The organism is Stieleria maiorica, from assembly GCF_008035925.1.
Lineage (GTDB): Bacteria > Planctomycetota > Planctomycetia > Pirellulales > Pirellulaceae > Stieleria > Stieleria maiorica.
The window spans coordinates 2,615,244-2,630,780 of the sequence record NZ_CP036264.1; the positions used below are offsets into that span (position 1 = coordinate 2,615,244).

Annotated in this window: 14 protein-coding genes and 1 pseudogene; 8 read left to right on the forward strand and 7 right to left on the reverse strand. The window is 53.4% G+C overall.

Annotation, left to right across the window (positions count from 1 at the left end; translation table 11 throughout):
* The first annotated feature begins 191 nt into the window (after positions 1-191).
* Positions 192-368 carry an ATP-binding protein gene (locus Mal15_RS35105; protein WP_147867459.1) on the forward strand — a complete coding sequence of 59 codons (177 nt, stop codon included), beginning with the start codon at positions 192-194 and terminating at the stop codon, positions 366-368.
* Between the two features lie 91 nt (positions 369-459).
* Positions 460-1,845: a sigma-54-dependent transcriptional regulator gene (locus Mal15_RS09050; RefSeq protein ID WP_147867460.1), complete on the forward strand. Its 1,386-nt coding sequence runs from the start codon at positions 460-462 to the stop codon at positions 1,843-1,845.
* A 302-nt stretch (positions 1,846-2,147) separates the two neighbouring features.
* On the opposite strand, the gene Mal15_RS34600 is transcribed toward Mal15_RS09050, so the two are convergent.
* Both Mal15_RS34600 and Mal15_RS34605 read right to left on the reverse strand, forming a co-directional pair.
* Positions 2,148-2,252: a c-type cytochrome gene (locus Mal15_RS34600; RefSeq protein WP_315854297.1), complete on the reverse strand. Its 105-nt coding sequence runs from the start codon at positions 2,250-2,252 to the stop codon at positions 2,148-2,150.
* 21 nt (positions 2,253-2,273) lie between these two features.
* Complete coding sequence (locus Mal15_RS34605) at positions 2,274-2,657, reverse strand: c-type cytochrome (RefSeq protein WP_233903361.1); 384 nt, start codon at positions 2,655-2,657, stop codon at positions 2,274-2,276.
* Positions 2,658-3,200: 543 nt separating this feature from the next.
* Here Mal15_RS34605 and Mal15_RS09060 point away from each other — a divergent pair.
* Complete coding sequence (locus Mal15_RS09060) at positions 3,201-4,061, forward strand: universal stress protein (protein WP_147867461.1); 861 nt, start codon at positions 3,201-3,203, stop codon at positions 4,059-4,061.
* Here Mal15_RS09060 and Mal15_RS33980 read toward each other — a convergent pair.
* Together Mal15_RS33980 and Mal15_RS09070 are read right to left on the reverse strand one after the other, a co-directional pair.
* Positions 4,047-4,481, reverse strand: a complete 435-nt coding sequence (locus Mal15_RS33980; protein ID WP_233903362.1) for a GreA/GreB family elongation factor — start codon at positions 4,479-4,481, stop codon at positions 4,047-4,049. The two genes, Mal15_RS09060 and Mal15_RS33980, sit on opposite strands and share 15 nt — an antisense overlap.
* Before the next feature lie 350 nt (positions 4,482-4,831).
* Positions 4,832-5,011 (reverse strand): hypothetical protein, encoded by a 180-nt coding sequence (locus Mal15_RS09070; protein WP_147867462.1) that lies wholly within the window; start codon positions 5,009-5,011, stop codon positions 4,832-4,834.
* Between the two features lie 438 nt (positions 5,012-5,449).
* On the opposite strand from Mal15_RS09070, the gene Mal15_RS09075 reads away from it, so the two are divergent.
* On the forward strand, positions 5,450-6,238 hold the full coding sequence (locus tag Mal15_RS09075; RefSeq protein ID WP_167546696.1) for a universal stress protein: 789 nt from the start codon (positions 5,450-5,452) through the stop codon (positions 6,236-6,238).
* 1,119 nt (positions 6,239-7,357) lie between these two features.
* Here the strand turns inward: Mal15_RS09075 and Mal15_RS33985 are convergent.
* Together Mal15_RS33985 and Mal15_RS09080 are read right to left on the reverse strand one after the other, a co-directional pair.
* Positions 7,358-7,522: a hypothetical protein gene (locus tag Mal15_RS33985; RefSeq protein ID WP_167546697.1), complete on the reverse strand. Its 165-nt coding sequence runs from the start codon at positions 7,520-7,522 to the stop codon at positions 7,358-7,360.
* 31 nt (positions 7,523-7,553) lie between these two features.
* The gene (locus Mal15_RS09080) at positions 7,554-8,771 is read right to left on the reverse strand and encodes a two-component system sensor histidine kinase NtrB (RefSeq protein ID WP_147867464.1); all 1,218 of its coding nucleotides are present in this window, start codon (positions 8,769-8,771) and stop codon (positions 7,554-7,556) included.
* 253 nt (positions 8,772-9,024) lie between these two features.
* On the opposite strand from Mal15_RS09080, the gene Mal15_RS09085 reads away from it, so the two are divergent.
* On the forward strand, positions 9,025-9,387 hold the full coding sequence (locus Mal15_RS09085; RefSeq protein ID WP_147867465.1) for a hypothetical protein: 363 nt from the start codon (positions 9,025-9,027) through the stop codon (positions 9,385-9,387).
* Between the two features lie 1,207 nt (positions 9,388-10,594).
* On the forward strand, positions 10,595-11,593 hold the full coding sequence (locus tag Mal15_RS09090; protein ID WP_147867466.1) for a universal stress protein: 999 nt from the start codon (positions 10,595-10,597) through the stop codon (positions 11,591-11,593).
* A gap of 208 nt (positions 11,594-11,801) precedes the next feature.
* Here Mal15_RS09090 and Mal15_RS09095 read toward each other — a convergent pair.
* A pseudogene (locus tag Mal15_RS09095) lies at positions 11,802-12,497 on the reverse strand (IS256 family transposase); the annotation flags it as partial.
* Between the two features lie 772 nt (positions 12,498-13,269).
* Here Mal15_RS09095 and Mal15_RS09100 point away from each other — a divergent pair.
* Entirely contained in the window at positions 13,270-13,935 is a 666-nt protein-coding gene (locus tag Mal15_RS09100) for a hypothetical protein (RefSeq protein WP_147867467.1), read from the forward strand.
* 194 nt (positions 13,936-14,129) lie between these two features.
* Positions 14,130-15,248, forward strand: coding sequence for a hypothetical protein (locus Mal15_RS09105; protein WP_147867468.1), 1,119 nt, complete (start codon positions 14,130-14,132; stop codon positions 15,246-15,248).
* The last annotated feature ends 289 nt before the right edge of the window (positions 15,249-15,537 follow it).

The window sequence follows — 15,537 nt, forward strand, 5'->3', positions numbered from 1 at the left end:
ATCAAGCCAGGATTGATACACGTATGAGCCGGAACTTGATTCGAACTGATCCACATTGCGGTGCTGGCATCCAAGGCTGGTCAAACGTTGAAATGGAATCTTGAGACGTAGGATGCAAGCCTCATGATCGACGCTGTTGACCTGGGGCAGTTTTGACCGGGGGCAGGGAATCGCGCCCAAGCACGAGAATCATGTTTTCGATCTTTTTTTGCACTCAGGCCGAAAAGGCCGGACAGGGCACGGGACTTGGGCTATCGGTTGCACGCAGCTTGCCCGAATCGATCGCAGGTTCGGTACGAGCTGAAAGCAAGACCAACCGCGGAGCGTCTTTTGCGTTTCCCCTGCCCGGGCGTTTGCAAGATTCCTAGTGGTCGCCGCGGTCGGTGCTTCAGGGCAAGGGCAATCAGAACAGTTTTTTGGCAATTCCCGCGACACCACGCTTTCGCTACAATACGGTTCATGAGCGAAACGCCAAAACGCATACTGATTGCCGACGACGAACCGTTGTATCGTGACACAACTGCTGAACTGTTGCGTGACGAAGGTTACGAATGCATTTGCGTCGAGGATGCCAATGACGCGATCGAAGTTCTGCAAGGCCACCCGTTTGATCTGATCTTATCGGATCTAAACATGCCGGGCAATTTGAAGCTTGAGTTATTGAAAGAGGGGCGAACGAAGTATTCACACATTCCGATGATTGTGGTGACCGGCGTTCCCTCGGTGCCCAGCGCGATCGAAAGCGTGCGACTGGGGATTGCGGACTATCTGCTGAAACCGATTAAGTTCGAGGAACTGTTGGCAGCGGTCCATCGGGCGATCCGACAACCGACGACCCTACCTCGCGCAACCACCTCAGCTTCGAACGTCACGGACACACGCACGGAGTACCCAGAAGTTATCGGTCGTAGTCAACCGATGATCGAACTTCTCGACATCGTGGACCGAGTCGCGACAAGTAACGCAAACATTCTGATCACAGGTGAGAGCGGCACCGGCAAGGAAGTGATCGCCAAAGCCATCCATGACCACAGCCAACGTGCCGATCACCCAATTCAAATCATTGACTGCACTGCTGTACCCGAGTCGCTTTTTGAGTCGGTATTGTTCGGCCACGTCAAAGGATCATTCACCGGCGCGGTCAAGGACCAAAAAGGACTGTTGAGGAACTGTGACGGCGGAACCGCGTTCTTTGATGAACTCGGGGAATTGCCGCAGACGTCACAGGCCAAATTGTTGCGTGTGATTCAGGAACAGACTTTTACGCCGGTCGGTGAGAGCCGCCCCGTTCAAGTTGATGCCCGATTCATTTGCGCCACGAACCGCGATTTGCAAAAGGAAGTCGCCGCAGCCCGTTTTCGACAAGATTTGTTCTACCGCCTTGCCGTTATTCATATTGAGCTGGCGCCCTTGCGAGAACGAGGCGACGATGTGGTATTGCTGGCCAAACATTTTTTGAATCAACTAAATTCCGGTCGCGCAGAAGTGACAGATTTGTCAACTCAAACGCTGGAGTGTTTTCGTCGCTATGATTGGCCTGGTAACATTCGAGAGCTTCGCAATGTTATGGAGAGAGCGATCACTTTGGCCCGCGGGCCGAAAATCGAAGTGGACGATTTGCCGCGACAACTTCGTGACGGACCGTGCCAGTCGGGGCCGGGGGCAGGGTTATCCGAGATTTCCCGCGACGAAGCGCTCGACCATGCGGATCGCGAATATCTGGCGATCCTCCTAAAAAAACACGACGGCGTGATTGCCAGTGCGGCTCGGCAAGCGGGGCTGTCACGACAAGGACTGAGCAAGTTGCTCAAACGCCACGGGATTGACGCGGATGAGTACCGCTGAAGCTTGGCAGGGTCCGCGAGCGGGAGCGGCACGTCAGGCTGCGCCCAGCACCAAAGATTGCGAGTCGATCACCAGCCCGCACTTCTCACAGAGGGTGGCTTTTATCGGTCACCGTTGTACTCGCCCATTTTTTCCTGTGGCGGTAACATCTTCTTCAATTTAAACCTCGCCCGCTGATGAGAATTCACTAAAGCCGCAAGATCGAATGCTTCCTGGTCGCTCAAGTGGGGATCATCTAAAGGCATGGCAATCTTCAGATATGATGCCAGCTTGGGGACGAGGCTCAGTCCCGCCCCGTCGTTTTAGGATTGCGGCCCCCAGACCGGCGGCCCTTCGTTGCCGCCAAGCCCGTCGGCTGCATGGCAGGAAGCGCAGTGTTCCGCGTACAGCGTGCGGTCCCTCCTAATACTTGGAGCATTTTTAGGGGGCTACAGAGTTGGCATGTGGCTGGGGCCCAACGGCTTGTCACGATTGACTTTGATCGGCTGGACTTCTGAAAACGATGTGATGCACGCCGTGATAGCGATCGCCAAATTGCTGCCGACCGGAGGTCTCGTCCCATTCTCACTCCGCATAAAGCAATTCAGGACTCGGTCTTGCAATGTGGTGACTCGCTTTTCGCGAGGAGACCAGGCGGGGTAGGCTGTCGCGATTCCGATGAAGCTGGCCACCACCGGATGCCGGCCATTTTCCAAGTGACATGAGGTGCAGTTGAGTTGATTGCCAACATAGTCGCGCGACAGTGCGTTCTCACGAGTGCTCTCGACAATGGCTTCGCCCAACACGATGGCCTCGGAGCATGGCTTTGACACTAATGCTTCCTCGGAATCTTGACCGTACGCGATCGTCGCAATGGACATCTGCTGGCAGATTGCTTCGCAACAGTACGCTGCCGACGCCCAGTTGCAGTTTACGCGTCGGATGCGGGCCAAACATGCGTCTGGGTAGGCTTGATCGGTTGCGGGACTTGCCATTTGGTTCTGCAAAAACATTCCCCGAAAACGGTTAATTCAGTGCTCCGATTTGCAATTGGCGTATCGTTCAGCGTGGTGAGAGAATCGGTCGATGAGCGACAACGGACTCGAGGCGAATTCACAAAGGCGTGTGTCGCGCAATGGGATCGGCCCCCCATGAAGAGCGATTGCCCCACCGAACCGCCCTCCCTGTGTGACCATTCGTTTCTATGCGTCAACCTCCGTTTACGGATCCAGTCCACCGTAAGCTTCAGATTCCCAGATCTAACTTATTGATCCGCACCGATGTCGCAGAGAGAGACAAACGGCCCCAAAATTGCGTGTGTATCTGCTTCAGTCATCAAAACGGGCAGCTAGATAGCCGGACTCAGAAAGCCACTCATGAAAATTCTTCTACCATTGGATGACTCCACCTACGCAGGGTACGCATTGGAGATGCTCTGCTGCTTGCCAATCCGCGAGCAAGTCGACCTGTCTTTGTTGACCGTCATTGCCAGCTTACCCAACGCAGACTTAGAGGCGCTTGAACGTCGAGCTGTCGAGACTTTCCTTGAGCAGCGATCCAGGGTGCTGGCACGTCAGTTCCGAAGTGCGACGGCTCACACCTCTTGCGGATCACCCGGATTCGAAATCACGCAATTTGCAGCGGTAGAAGAGATTGATCTCGTCGTCCTCGGAGCGATCGGCCGTTCAGCTCTCCTGCGTGTTCTGCTGGGAAGCGTTTCTGAGTACGTTGCGGTCAGGGCTGGTTGTTCCGTTTTGGTCGTGCGTCCGCCGACAGGGATTTCTGCGTCGCGGTTTCTGAAAGCGGCGATGCCCGGCAATCTATTAATCGCGATCGGCAATACCAATTGCGATAGGCGCATGTCTCAATGGATACGCGAAATGAAGATACCGATCGAAACGGAGATTCATTTGTTGCATGTGATAGAGCGACGCACCTACTACGAACGTGATCTACTTCGCAAGGCATCAGCCCACCGGAAAGAAGTTCGCTCCCTCGCCAAACGGCACCTCGAAACGATCCAGTCCGAACTGCAATCGGCGGGCTTCGTGGTTTACACGAAGATCTGCGACGCGCCTCACATCGGCCAAGCACTGGTTGAATATGCGGCCGAGCGCGAATGCGAACTCATTCTCACGGGGGACCATCGAGAGTCGCTGATCGAACGCGCCCTGCTGGGCTGTACGTCGCGGTATGTCCTTCGACATGCACCGTGCAGCGTCTTAATCGCCCGTTGATTCGAACCGGCAGGGGCAATCCAAATCCGACATCGTCAATGGAGTGAAAATCGCAACTCTCTGCAAGTTGAAGGCTCCCACTCGTTCGGGCTGAAACGTTACTTTTTCAATGCGTTTCGATAATTCCCGTCTGCATACCTTCAAGGTCACAATTTCACCGACACGCCTCCCCAACAATTCCGCCCCCAGTAGCGAGAGGATCGAAAGCTTGCCTTCGGCAACGCACGTTTCCTCGGGATCGACGAGCGTTAATGTTTCTGTCTTGCTCGGATCCAAATCCCGCAACCTAACAGAGGTGTTTATGGTGATGACGTCTCCGGGCACTTCGAGTCGGGCAACGGTCGTCGCGTTGCCTAGCTCACGCCGCAAGTCGCTGACATAGGGCTTGTCGAGAATTGCCGCTGCAGATGAAATGACCAAAACGCTCTCGGGGCGATTGCGATCTTCCGCTGTGACGATGATTCTGTTTTTTGCGATCCATGATGGTGTATTCGAATTGATGAGGATGGGATAATGGCCAGTCTGCGCATTTTCTGTACCAATAAAATGATTTGCCAGCCGTTCCGCCGGGATTGCATCGTATCGATCGATTCGCCCGCCCTTTACAAGGGCGCAAACGTCAACGCGTGATAACGCTCGCTCGATGACGTTGACACTGCCACGTCACCTGGCGGTGCAACGCATTGAATGATGTTGAATTCCAACATGCGTTCATCGATCTCCAATAGCAACGTGATCTGCCGAAAACGTGGGCGACTACGACTGAACCACTAGGTTGCGTGGATCGCAAGTTGCACCGCGTAGTAGGATCGAGCGCAGCCTTCAAGGACGACGCGATTCGGGTGGCCGTCGATCGTGATTCGGCGAATCAATCGATGCGTGCCACGAGTAAAGGCTTCGCTGAAATCGTTCAGCCACTGGTTGTCCAGACTCCAGGAGTCACTGTGCACTATTAACGTCCTTGGAGGAGCGCATTGATCAATAAAGAATGATTGAAGCTGTCAGTCTAGGTTGTTGACGGCTAGGCGGACTCACGCGCGACGCCGTAATTAAGACCCTAATGCGTACCGACCATTGCAAACGCCGGTCCATTCCTGCCGTTGCCCGGAATTTGACCAGGGCATGGTTCTGAATCTTCTCAGTAACGGGCAAAACGGATTTTCGACACGAATGTCGCCTAGTGTTGATCATTGGACCTGGCAGTTGACGCTGCCGCAGCCGAATCGTTGATCTGGAACCCAATCTTATCAATGCCACGGCTACTTGTTCCGGCTGGGTGACGAATAGGAAAACGCTGGCCCGGCATTTGCTGCTACCATCGAGTGTCAGCGGGAATGGATCCTGCAATATTATTTGCATGCCTTTTTTGCCCCAGGAGAGATCATTGTGTGCCGCGGCCTATCATTTACGAGAAACGCGAAAAACTTTCGGAACTGGCCGGACCGCTTCGTGACCGAGGCATTGATGCCGAAATTGACGTGCTGAGCGGAACGACGCCCCTCCAGATCACACGGCTTGTTTCAAGCGGTGCCCACGACCTCGTCGTGCGGGGAGCCAAAGGAAGAGGCAGTCGACGTAAGCAAGGTGTTGGAACGACCGCCATACGGCTTTTACGAGAATGTCCCTACCCGGTGCTATTGGTCGCGCCAGGCGTGTCGCCATCCTACTCACAGGTGATGGCATGTGTTGATACGTCCAGTGATGAACTCGTTGATGCCGTTCTGAACGATCGAGTTGTTACTGCGGCGACACGACTGATCCGATGCTACCAATCTCAGCTGTCGATCGTTCACGCGTGGTCGATCTACGGTGAAGAGTTTTTGCTGATGCGAACGAAGGACATACACTTCCAGGACTTGACGGCGCGTGTGCGAAACCGAAGCGAGGAGAAGTTTTATGAGTTCCTACAGGCACACGGAAGGATCGTAAGTGGTCAAAGTGCATTCATTCGGAAAGGCCGCCCGGCAATAAGGATCCCCGCATTCGCAACTGAGAAGAAGGTTGACTGGATTGTAATGGGAGCGATTTCACGAAGTTGGCTGTCGGGAATGCTCCTCGGCAGTACGGCTGAGCGCGTCTTGAGCCAAATTGGCTGTTCCGTGTTGGTCATCAAGCCAGGCAGCCTGGTCTCGCCGGTGAATGGGAGCCACGTCACCCGACTAAAGTCCGTTGCGTGAAACGGCGACGGCACGTTGGACAGCAGTGCTTTTATTGGTACATGCTTTGCATTCAGTTTTTCAGTGATGAATCGCTTCCCCGAAACTATTGCTGGTGCAAGAATAAACATAAATTGGACATTACGATGTCGGCAGCCGTCTCCAAGACCATTAAGCGCATCCTTATTCCAACCGATTATTCAGTCGTTGTAAAAAATGCCGCACTGATGGCGTCTTCTTTTCCTGCCGAGACTGGAGTCTTGTTGAACGGTGGCTAAATGGTCGTTTTGCGAAGTGAGCTGCGCATCATGACAGCGGCATGCTAGCAGCATGCGGGCCACAAGGTTGATAAGTACCGCAGCGTGATTCCAGCGCAAGGTGGCCGAATCGAAGTGGTTAATTCGGTTCCCTGCTCGTTGATCCAAGCAAATGAAAAGCCCCTACGCATTGAGGTAAACGCGATGACCTATTCAGCCCGTTGAAATAACGCAATGACGGAGCCTGCCCTGAAATCCTTCTGATCGTTTCAAAATTATGCGAAAGAAAACAATGCTCATGAATACTCCTAAGACCGTGTACGATATTCTGCAGCTACTAGAAGACCTTTATGCCATTCGGCTTGCGAGGTACCGGCAACTGTCCAAGAACGCAAACAACGTAACGGCTCAGATTGTACTGGACTATCTCGCCAAACTTGAAGCCCACTCTCTGAGGGCGGTTTGCGATGAAATGCAGCAACTTGATCCGCAGCGTACGACGTACATGCCATCAGGACCGACTCTGAGTCGCGAGGTAATCGACACTCGAGAGTGTCGCTGTCATAGCAATTCCAGCGTTCAAGACATGGTGGCTTGTGCCCTGGGTTCGGATCGTCTAGTAGATGAGTTGCTAAGGCGACTGGAGGGAAGCAGTGCGGCAGGATCCGTTCTAGCCCTGGCAAGACGTTTGCGTGAGTTGACGAAGATCAAAGGGCGGCAAATCTCGGAGTTCACGCGGCAAGAGTAGAACTGGGGCAGCTAGCCTCTACTGGACGGCGGCTCGACTTCTCGCCACAATTATACTGAGGTTCTTAATTGAACACTTGGTTGGCGATTTAGCTAAAGCTGCACCCGAGAATTCAGTCATGATTGGAAGGAAGTCTTAGGAATCGAAACTGCGTGGAACCTGTGGCCAGATCACGTCGTACGCCGACGTGTCGTCGGCGTAAACGCACTCGGTGCCTTCGTCGCGCAGCAATTCAGCGGTGGTGTTTCGGTAATGCAATTCGTCCTCTGTAATGAAAATACGGTGAGGCTGTTCATTCACAGGAGGACTCTACCGAAAATCTAGGAAGTGATTATCTGCCCAACCGCCTCGGCAGCGTCACCGTGAAAAGGGTTCCTTTGCCGACTTCGCTTGCAACTTCGACCGAACCATTCATCGCCTCAATGATGCTTCGGGTTACCGATAGACCAAGCCCCATTCCTTCGCCGACCTTCTCGGTCTTCGTGCTGAAAAACGGATCGAATATCTGGTCAAGGTTCTCGGCAGCAATCCCGAAACCGTCGTCGGACACTTCGATGCGTACGGATGATTCGTCGGTCAACGTCGTCACCATCACCTTTTGGCCGGCTTGAGAAGCTTGCATCGCGTTATGAATTAGGTTCAGCAGGACCTGTTTCAATTCGCCCTCACGCAACACAACCTCATCCGCGTCAAGCTCACCGGTGACTTTCATATCGCCAGCGATCAACACTGCCTGTACGTTCGTCTTTCGCGAAAGTGGCAGTGCAAGTGAAAACACCTCTGCGATCGTTTGTTGAATGGAAAACCGCGTCGCAGTCTGCTGGCTCGGGCGATAGAGCTGGTACATCTGGTGTGTGATGCCACTGATGCGGTCAATCTCTTTATCGATTAACTCGAACTTATCGAAGTGTTTGATGTCGTTCGGAAGATTTCGTTTGATCAGCAACAGAGCATTGCGTATCCCGGCCAACGGATTGTTTATCTCGTGGGCCACGCCCGCCGCCAATTCGCCGAGGGCCGCGAGCTGTTGCATCTTGGCGCGATGCTTTTCTAACTCGGCGACACGAGCGGTGCGTTCTTGAACAAGCTGTTCCAGATGTTCGTTGTGCAGTCGAAGTTGTTCGCGAAGCCGTCGCTTTTCGGTGATGTCCCGCACGCTGGCTCGAAACCCGAGCGGTCGCCCCTCGTCATCGTGCATCGGTTGCCACGAAACGGCCATCCAAGGCATGCTACCGTCACGATGCATGACCCGAAATTCGATGTTGTTCTCGGTGCTGCCGTCGGCCGCATCGCGAAGATGCATCGTCATGCGGTCGCGATCCTCCGGCACTATCAACGGCAGCGGATAGTCCACCATTGCCAAACATTCTTGTGGCGAATACCCGGTGAAGCGACGGACCGCCTCGTTTACCCACAACACTTCTCCGTTGCTCGAATGCCAACTCTCCCAATCGATCGTGCCCTCGGCGATCGCGCGAAAATACTCCGCCGCGATCGGCTGGCCGCGAGCAGGAAGTCCATTGGCTTGGTGTGTTTTGCTGGATTTCATGCCTCCATTTTACTGACATGCGAAGGGTTGAATACGGCACGTAAACGTAAACTCATGTTTCCTGCAGGGAAATCAGGGCGACGCAATTGCTCCAAAACTACCAAAAACACCGTGCTTTCTGTGGTTCCGTCAATGGCCCGCCGAATGCATTAGCAGCTCTAACCGAACCAAATCCTCGTAGCAAAGCGACCAACAACTCACAATTGCCTGAAGAGTTGGAAAGATTTGCCTTCGCCCTTTTTAAGTACCTGCTTTGAAGGGCAAACAAATGCTCACCGCCCTAATCGCCTTTCCGCCACCGGAGATCACCAAGCGACCGCAAGCCGAACTCACGGTCGGGGCCCCTCAAGATGGACGGAAACGCGCTAACTCTAATCCGGTCAAAAAGACGGTTGATTCAACCTCGAAGACGATTCACCAGAGCAACATAGGCGACTACGACGAAGAGCGTGGGATCACGCTCCAAATTTTGGCAATGGTGTTCGTTCTGATCGTGCCGGCTTTGTTGATAGCGCTGTACCTCATCTTCAACCCTGAAGCGTTCACGGACGACATCACGCCGAAGTATGACTTCTCGAACTGGCAGTTCGGCCAACGCCCCCCGCTCGCGCAATGATGCCGTCACGAACAAGGTTTTCGCAGCGCAGCGACCAAAAAGCATCGCCTCGATCGAACAATTGCGTATTCCTGTCGACACGACGTCTGGCGTTGATACACAATCGTGGGTTCTGATTCATTTGCGAGTTCGTCGCAGCAATGAACGGCCCGAGTGTTTGCTGATACTTGCCGGCCTTCGGGTGACGACTCGGCGAAGAAGTTGCAAGGCAGGGTACGGGGCCTCATCAGAGTCATCCTGTGAGCTCGCAACCTTGACGGCACGGCGAATCATGAGCAACTGTCCATGGATTTGTTCGCATCGTGCCTGATCAGGCCTCTCCAGTCCAGTAACTACTGCAGAGCACGTCCTTTATCACGCTTCGGTAGCCGATACGCATGGCGTATGGTCATTAGTAAGCTTCTTCGTTGCAGCTATTTATGCAAAAAAGTCTCGCTTCCCTAAATGGGTTGCCACACACAACATTGGCAAGGACGCCATCCGCGATGGGCGGATGTAAAGACCTGTCTTTTACAACGCTTTTGAATCGAGGCAACCGAACGAAGAGTCTAAGGTGAATACGGAAAACCGCCGACTGGACACCGCTTTTTTCTAATGCTCCTTCTTGCATCCTGGATTTGGTTCGATCGTCGTGCTCTTGGCAGTGTATTGTTTTGCATGCGGCGTGATATGCATCCGCTTAGATGAGTGATGGCGTTTTCGTGGTATAAAGACCTGTAATTGGCACGTTGGCCAATGGATTGAGCAAGCGAAAATATCACGTGTTGCTTTCAGCTCAACATCCTGCCTGGCTTACGTCCAGGCAACGCCCGTTGCCAGTGGAATACTCGCGTTGACATGGAACATCGCGTGACGAGCTTGCGTGGGCAGTCATTGCTGACAGACTACTTTTACATTTGCGTCGCGAGATCCAACCGAGACAGCCAATACGCCAAGGTGATGACTATTGCAGTACCAATAAATGGCAACACAAATATCAAGGATAATTGAAGCCTGCCGATTGCGTGTTCGCGAGTATTCATGAGACTCCCCTCAAGTTGCGTGCTAGGAAATTTATAGATCAGCCTTGGTCGCAACTTTCGTGCCAGTTGGAGTTTGGCCCGCCGTTTACAAGGTATCAGGTAGCAAGTCGCCAAACCGATTCTTCGGAGCGTTCTCGGAGCAACGCAGTGGGAGCGCGACGATTACCTGACTCAGGAGCATCTAAGTGAAACCATTTGGAAATATTCTCGCCTACATTGAGCCCGCAGACCAGGTGAGTTCGCTTGAACATGCCGTTCGATTGGCGAGCAAGAACGAAGCCAGATTGACGTTGATGAATGTGGTCAAGCCTTCGATGGCCCTGCTGGGATTAACCAACGCCTTCGACCAAACCGACCGACTACAGCGAGTCATTGCCGAAGATCAGCGTCGGAGATTATTGGATCTTGCGGGCCAGCATTGCGACCGCAGCCTTCTACTGGATGTTATCGTCATCGTCGGTGATCAAGCTCACGAAACCGTACAGCAGGCTGTCATAGGCGACCATGACCTATTATTCGCAACCGCCGATGGCTTTGGCAAGCGTTTCGTCCATGAGTTGCCAGGAAGCGTATCATCGTCGTTATTGCGTTTAAGCCCCTGTCCGGTATGGCTGCAGAATCCTCACAACCACAACGGATTCAACCGAATTGTTGCGGCGATCGATGCGACAGCTGACGATGAGGTGAATCGAGCACTGAACCTCCGTATCCTCGGGCTTGCGAGCACGATCGCACGGCAGGAATCTGCCTCGCTGCATGTGGTCAGCGTAGTAAACGCTTGGATGGAGCGGCCGCTACGAATCAAGATGGGCGACTCTGTCATTGACGGAATGACACAACGGTACGAGACATTGGTCAACGAGCGAATGGACGAACTGCTCAGTAAATCGGATGCGCGACATTTAGAAGTTCAACGGTATGTGATTCGAGGTAATGCGGATGAGAGGATTCGCCAAACCGTCCAAGATGTCAAGGCCGACTTGCTGGTGATGGGGACTCAAAGCCGCACCGGCCTGCCAGATTTCATGCTCGGGAGCACAGCTGAATCAGTGTTAGCTGAGGCATCGTGTTCGGTGCTGGCCATAAAGCCAGAAGGATTCGTCTCCCCTGTCGAACGTGAGATGCGAGATACGACGATTCTCTGGGACCTAGATTCTGAATACAATCTACTGGGGTCGCAATAAATCTGCCTCGCGCGAAACTCGATTTGCACGGACAAAGCACGATTAATCTAATAGGTACGGCCCCTTGCATCATAAAGATCGCCATCCGGCTCAAAGACCAAGTCCTCTGGCGCGTTCAAACTCACGGCGAATTCCTCAATGAGCACGCCAGTGGTTCCATCAAAGCGTACGCGAGCTATTGTCAAATGTCGTGTTTTGGCGTTTGGAATTAAGCGGCGATTTCTTCCTGCATGATTCCGTCTTTGAAAGACCGACCTTCGATGGCGTGAATGATTGTTTCATGACTGTTCAGTCGCCTCCATTTCTTGGAAGCTGATTCAGCGAGTTTGACCATCATCGCCAGGCTTGCGCGTCGTGAACCGCTTCTCTTGGTCTTCCGCTGACGAAGGCGAATGGTCGCGAAGGTGGACTCGATCGGGTTGGTCGTTCGCAGATGACTCCGGTGTTCAGCCGGGAAGTCGTAGAACGTAAGCAACACCGAACGGCCCTTCTTTAAGCAGTCACAAGCCTGCGAGTACCTGGCTTGATACTTCTCGAAAAATGCGTCAAAAGCTTCCTTGGGGTTCGCCTTCGTTTCTGCCTGCCAGGTCTCGTGCAGGTTGCCCTTAGCCTTCGGTTGAACGCTCTTCGGCATCTTGTTCAAAACATTGGCGGTCTTGTGAACCCAGCAGCGTTGCTCGCACGCTGCAGGGTAGATCTTGCGAAGTGCAGCCCTGGATCCTAAAGCTCCATCGCCGACGGCGACTTTCGGATCGATGGTCAGTCCCCGATGCTTCAAATCCAACGACAACTCTGACCAACTCTGTTCGCCCTCCCGGTACCCATCGAGCACTGCAACCAACTCCTTTTTGCCATCGGCCGTTGCGCCCATGAGCACCAGTAAACACTGCTTTTTATTGGCGTCACCGACGCATACGAGTTCCCCTTAAGATTGTTGCGGATTCCAATGTTTGAGCCGCGCATCGGGTCCAGGGCAAATTGTTTGGCTGAAAGTGGCCGCCATGGTGGTTCAAACTAAAACTGGCGATGGCCCCCCCGTCTGACCGGGCGAACCAAATTCATGAAGTGGCGATTGAGCATGCCTACAACAAGGAAGTTCGGAGCTTCGTTTTGTCGATGGTTGAGAGCGAGGCCGATCCTGACCAGGAAACCCTTGATCTCAGTGAAGATTATGTCGCACAGCGAAGAGTCGCAGTCGATCGCAAGGCACTTTTGGGAGCGGCTCGCTGCGCCATGGTTTTGTCTTCTCGGCTTGGTGAGGAGCCCGAAGAGTCTGGTCCAATTACACGTCGCCGTCGAGGAATGTCTGATCGTTAGCGCGCAGAATCACGCGGAATGCCAGCGGACTTTTTCCGAAAACGCTCTCGCCGGGAGGCATTCACCTCAGTTGATTCAGTCGTCGACCTATTGGCTACGGCGACCAGTCCGGCCGCCTCGCCGGGGGCGCGACAACTACTGAAGCAAATGAGCAGCACGAAGTGGCGTGTCATTCGTGGAAGCCACGTAAGTCCCGATGACCCTACAAAGCATGTGACCGTGGAAGTAGGCGGAACTCGCTATCACCTACGGCTTGATGGTCGGTCCTGTGTCTTTGACATCACTCATGTTTCTTCCAAAGAAACCCAGCGTATTACTGGCCGAAAACCGTGGGATGGTCCTGTCGCATAGATTTACAGATGCAGCAGGCCGTCTTCAAAGCGGGCTGCTCATCCCCGTACCCGGCAGTATTCGATCGACTTCTCTACGCTCGCGCTCAATTCGACATCGGGAAACGACATACTGAAGGCTTTTTTTCTGCAGGACTTGCTGATATGCGTAGCTTTCAACTCCAAATTGGGCGTGGTCGGCGCCTCACAAATGTCGGTCGCGCATGGTTGGCGTTTACCACATTGGCGACATTAGCCGCTGCAATGCACGTACCGCCCCTTCTCTCGGAGTTGTGGCTAATCCTTGTCCTTGGTGCCGGGATAGTTGCGTTCGGCGTTGGTTTTTTTGTGGGTGGCTGCTGGATGTCCGACAGATGTGGGCTAGCAGCGACAGAGGACGACGCACAAGGTCTTCTGAGGAACGAACTAGTCGAACGATGCGATGAAATGATCGAGACCTTAGAAAGAATATTGCCGCTATTGGAACCCTGCATCGAGATAGAGTGCGAGGAGAATGCCTATTTCGTTCAATGTCGCAACATCGAACAAGAGCACATTCCCAAGTCGTGCCGCGATTTAACGAGGGCAAACGAACTGGATCCGGCAATGGTGCAGGTTGGCCCTTTCAGCAGCCGATCTGACGCCGAGATGTTGAAGAGCAAGATCCTCATGATGCTTCCAGAAAAGCCGGGCTAGTAGAAGAGGGGCCGTGGGTATTGCGAAGCAAACATCTCCACCACAACATCCCGCGTTTGGAACGCGTTATTCTGTTCTACGTTTCCGGCGAATAGACGAAAAGAGCATGACTGAGGTGCCGGAATCTCAGAGCGGTCGGGATGTGGTAGTGCCGACGAATTGATTCGTGTCGCTTAAGTACAGGTTGGTCGAACGTGGCAAAGAAAAAGTCAAAAACGCAACGTAGCGCGAAATCAGAATCGGATCACGAGTATTCGTTCACGCGAGCACGGGCTGTCGCTAAGAAATTTGACTTATCCAGAACCGAGAAAATTGAGGCCCGGAAAAACTTGACGAGCGATGAGGCGGCGAGAAGCACGTTCGCTCAAATCAGGGATTTCCACAGAGAAGTCAAATCAACCGGTGGTGTACGTGAGATTCGAGGCGACAACGAGCAAGCTACCACCCAGATCTTGCGGGCTTCACAACTTCTTGCTCTTGACAACCAGTTTGTTGTCGCAACGGTTAACGAACTTGTCTCCCAAGAGTTTGAGAGAGGTATCTCGCGTCCGACAAAGTTTTCCGGCCAGCTGTTTCATGCGATCATGTGCAAGCTTACGTTCCCCGACGGAAAAAGCGGGACGCTTAGTTTGCTGGAGCGTGCGGGGAAACTTGAAATCAAGAGGGGGCTTAAGCTTGAAAACGAGAAGTGGGATCACGATGGACCGTACCCCCAAGAATTACTCGAAAAAATCGAATGCAAGCCATTGGTGTGGTTGCTGACCCAATACGTGAATTGTAGCCAAGAGAAACTTGCTACTCTGCTCTCGGGAACCAATATGGACCAGCGTGCTATGGAATCACACTTACTTGGACGGCGAGTAAGTAAGAATTATATTTACTGGCCCTTCATGGATGTGAGCAATCAGTACGATCTCATGAGCTACTTGGTCTCGGGTGTTGCCGCACTCGTTCGTTTGCTTAATTATTCTGGTTTGATCATCGCGTTCGATCGAATTGGCGAGTGGCGGAGTGCGCGATGTGACACCAGAGAATATGAGCAAGGCGTGGGGGCGTTCGTTTGGGCTGCCATTGCCCCTGAGTCCACGCGAACATGCGATCGTGGCGAAGACGGCCGGATCAATAGCGCGTTATGTCAATGCGGAGACTTGCTTAAGCACACGGGAACCAGCAAAAGCAAGAATGCGTATCCGTTCACGATTTCGTCCCCCGTTAATCTTGGAGTTCTCTACGTTGCTCCCCAGTCCGCGCCACGACTGGCGACAACACTGCAGGGCATTGGGGCCCACGAAGTTATAGAGGTGGGGGATTAGCCCCGAACAAAGGTCCGAGTTCTGCGGCCGCCTCGCCCGCCTCAAAAGATAGCCCCCGACCGAATGGTCGTCCTGGACGCTTACGTTGATTGCCTGATACCGGCAGCGTGTTGGGATTGCGATAGTTTGGATTCGGTGCCGCGAATGTCCCGGCTTGGCGGCCGTGCCGACCGGTCGGCATTTAGGTGGCTGGTTCTGTTTTCTTGCAGTATCTCTGGAAATTTGGTGGCGGGCTGACTTACCAACCGAAGACTCGACAACAAATGGCACCATTTGTTGTCGAGAAACA

Excerpts from the sequence above, each read along its gene's own strand:
- Mal15_RS09080 (WP_147867464.1), bottom strand. The coding sequence starts at position 8,771 with ATGAAATCCAGCAAAACACACCAAGCCAATGGACTTCCTGCTCGCGGC.
- Mal15_RS09050 (WP_147867460.1), top strand. The coding sequence starts at position 460 with ATGAGCGAAACGCCAAAACGCATACTGATTGCCGACGACGAACCGTTG.
- Mal15_RS35105 (WP_147867459.1), top strand. The coding sequence starts at position 192 with ATGTTTTCGATCTTTTTTTGCACTCAGGCCGAAAAGGCCGGACAGGGC.
- Mal15_RS09060 (WP_147867461.1), top strand. The coding sequence starts at position 3,201 with ATGAAAATTCTTCTACCATTGGATGACTCCACCTACGCAGGGTACGCA.
- Mal15_RS09100 (WP_147867467.1), top strand. The coding sequence starts at position 13,270 with ATGCAGCAGGCCGTCTTCAAAGCGGGCTGCTCATCCCCGTACCCGGCA.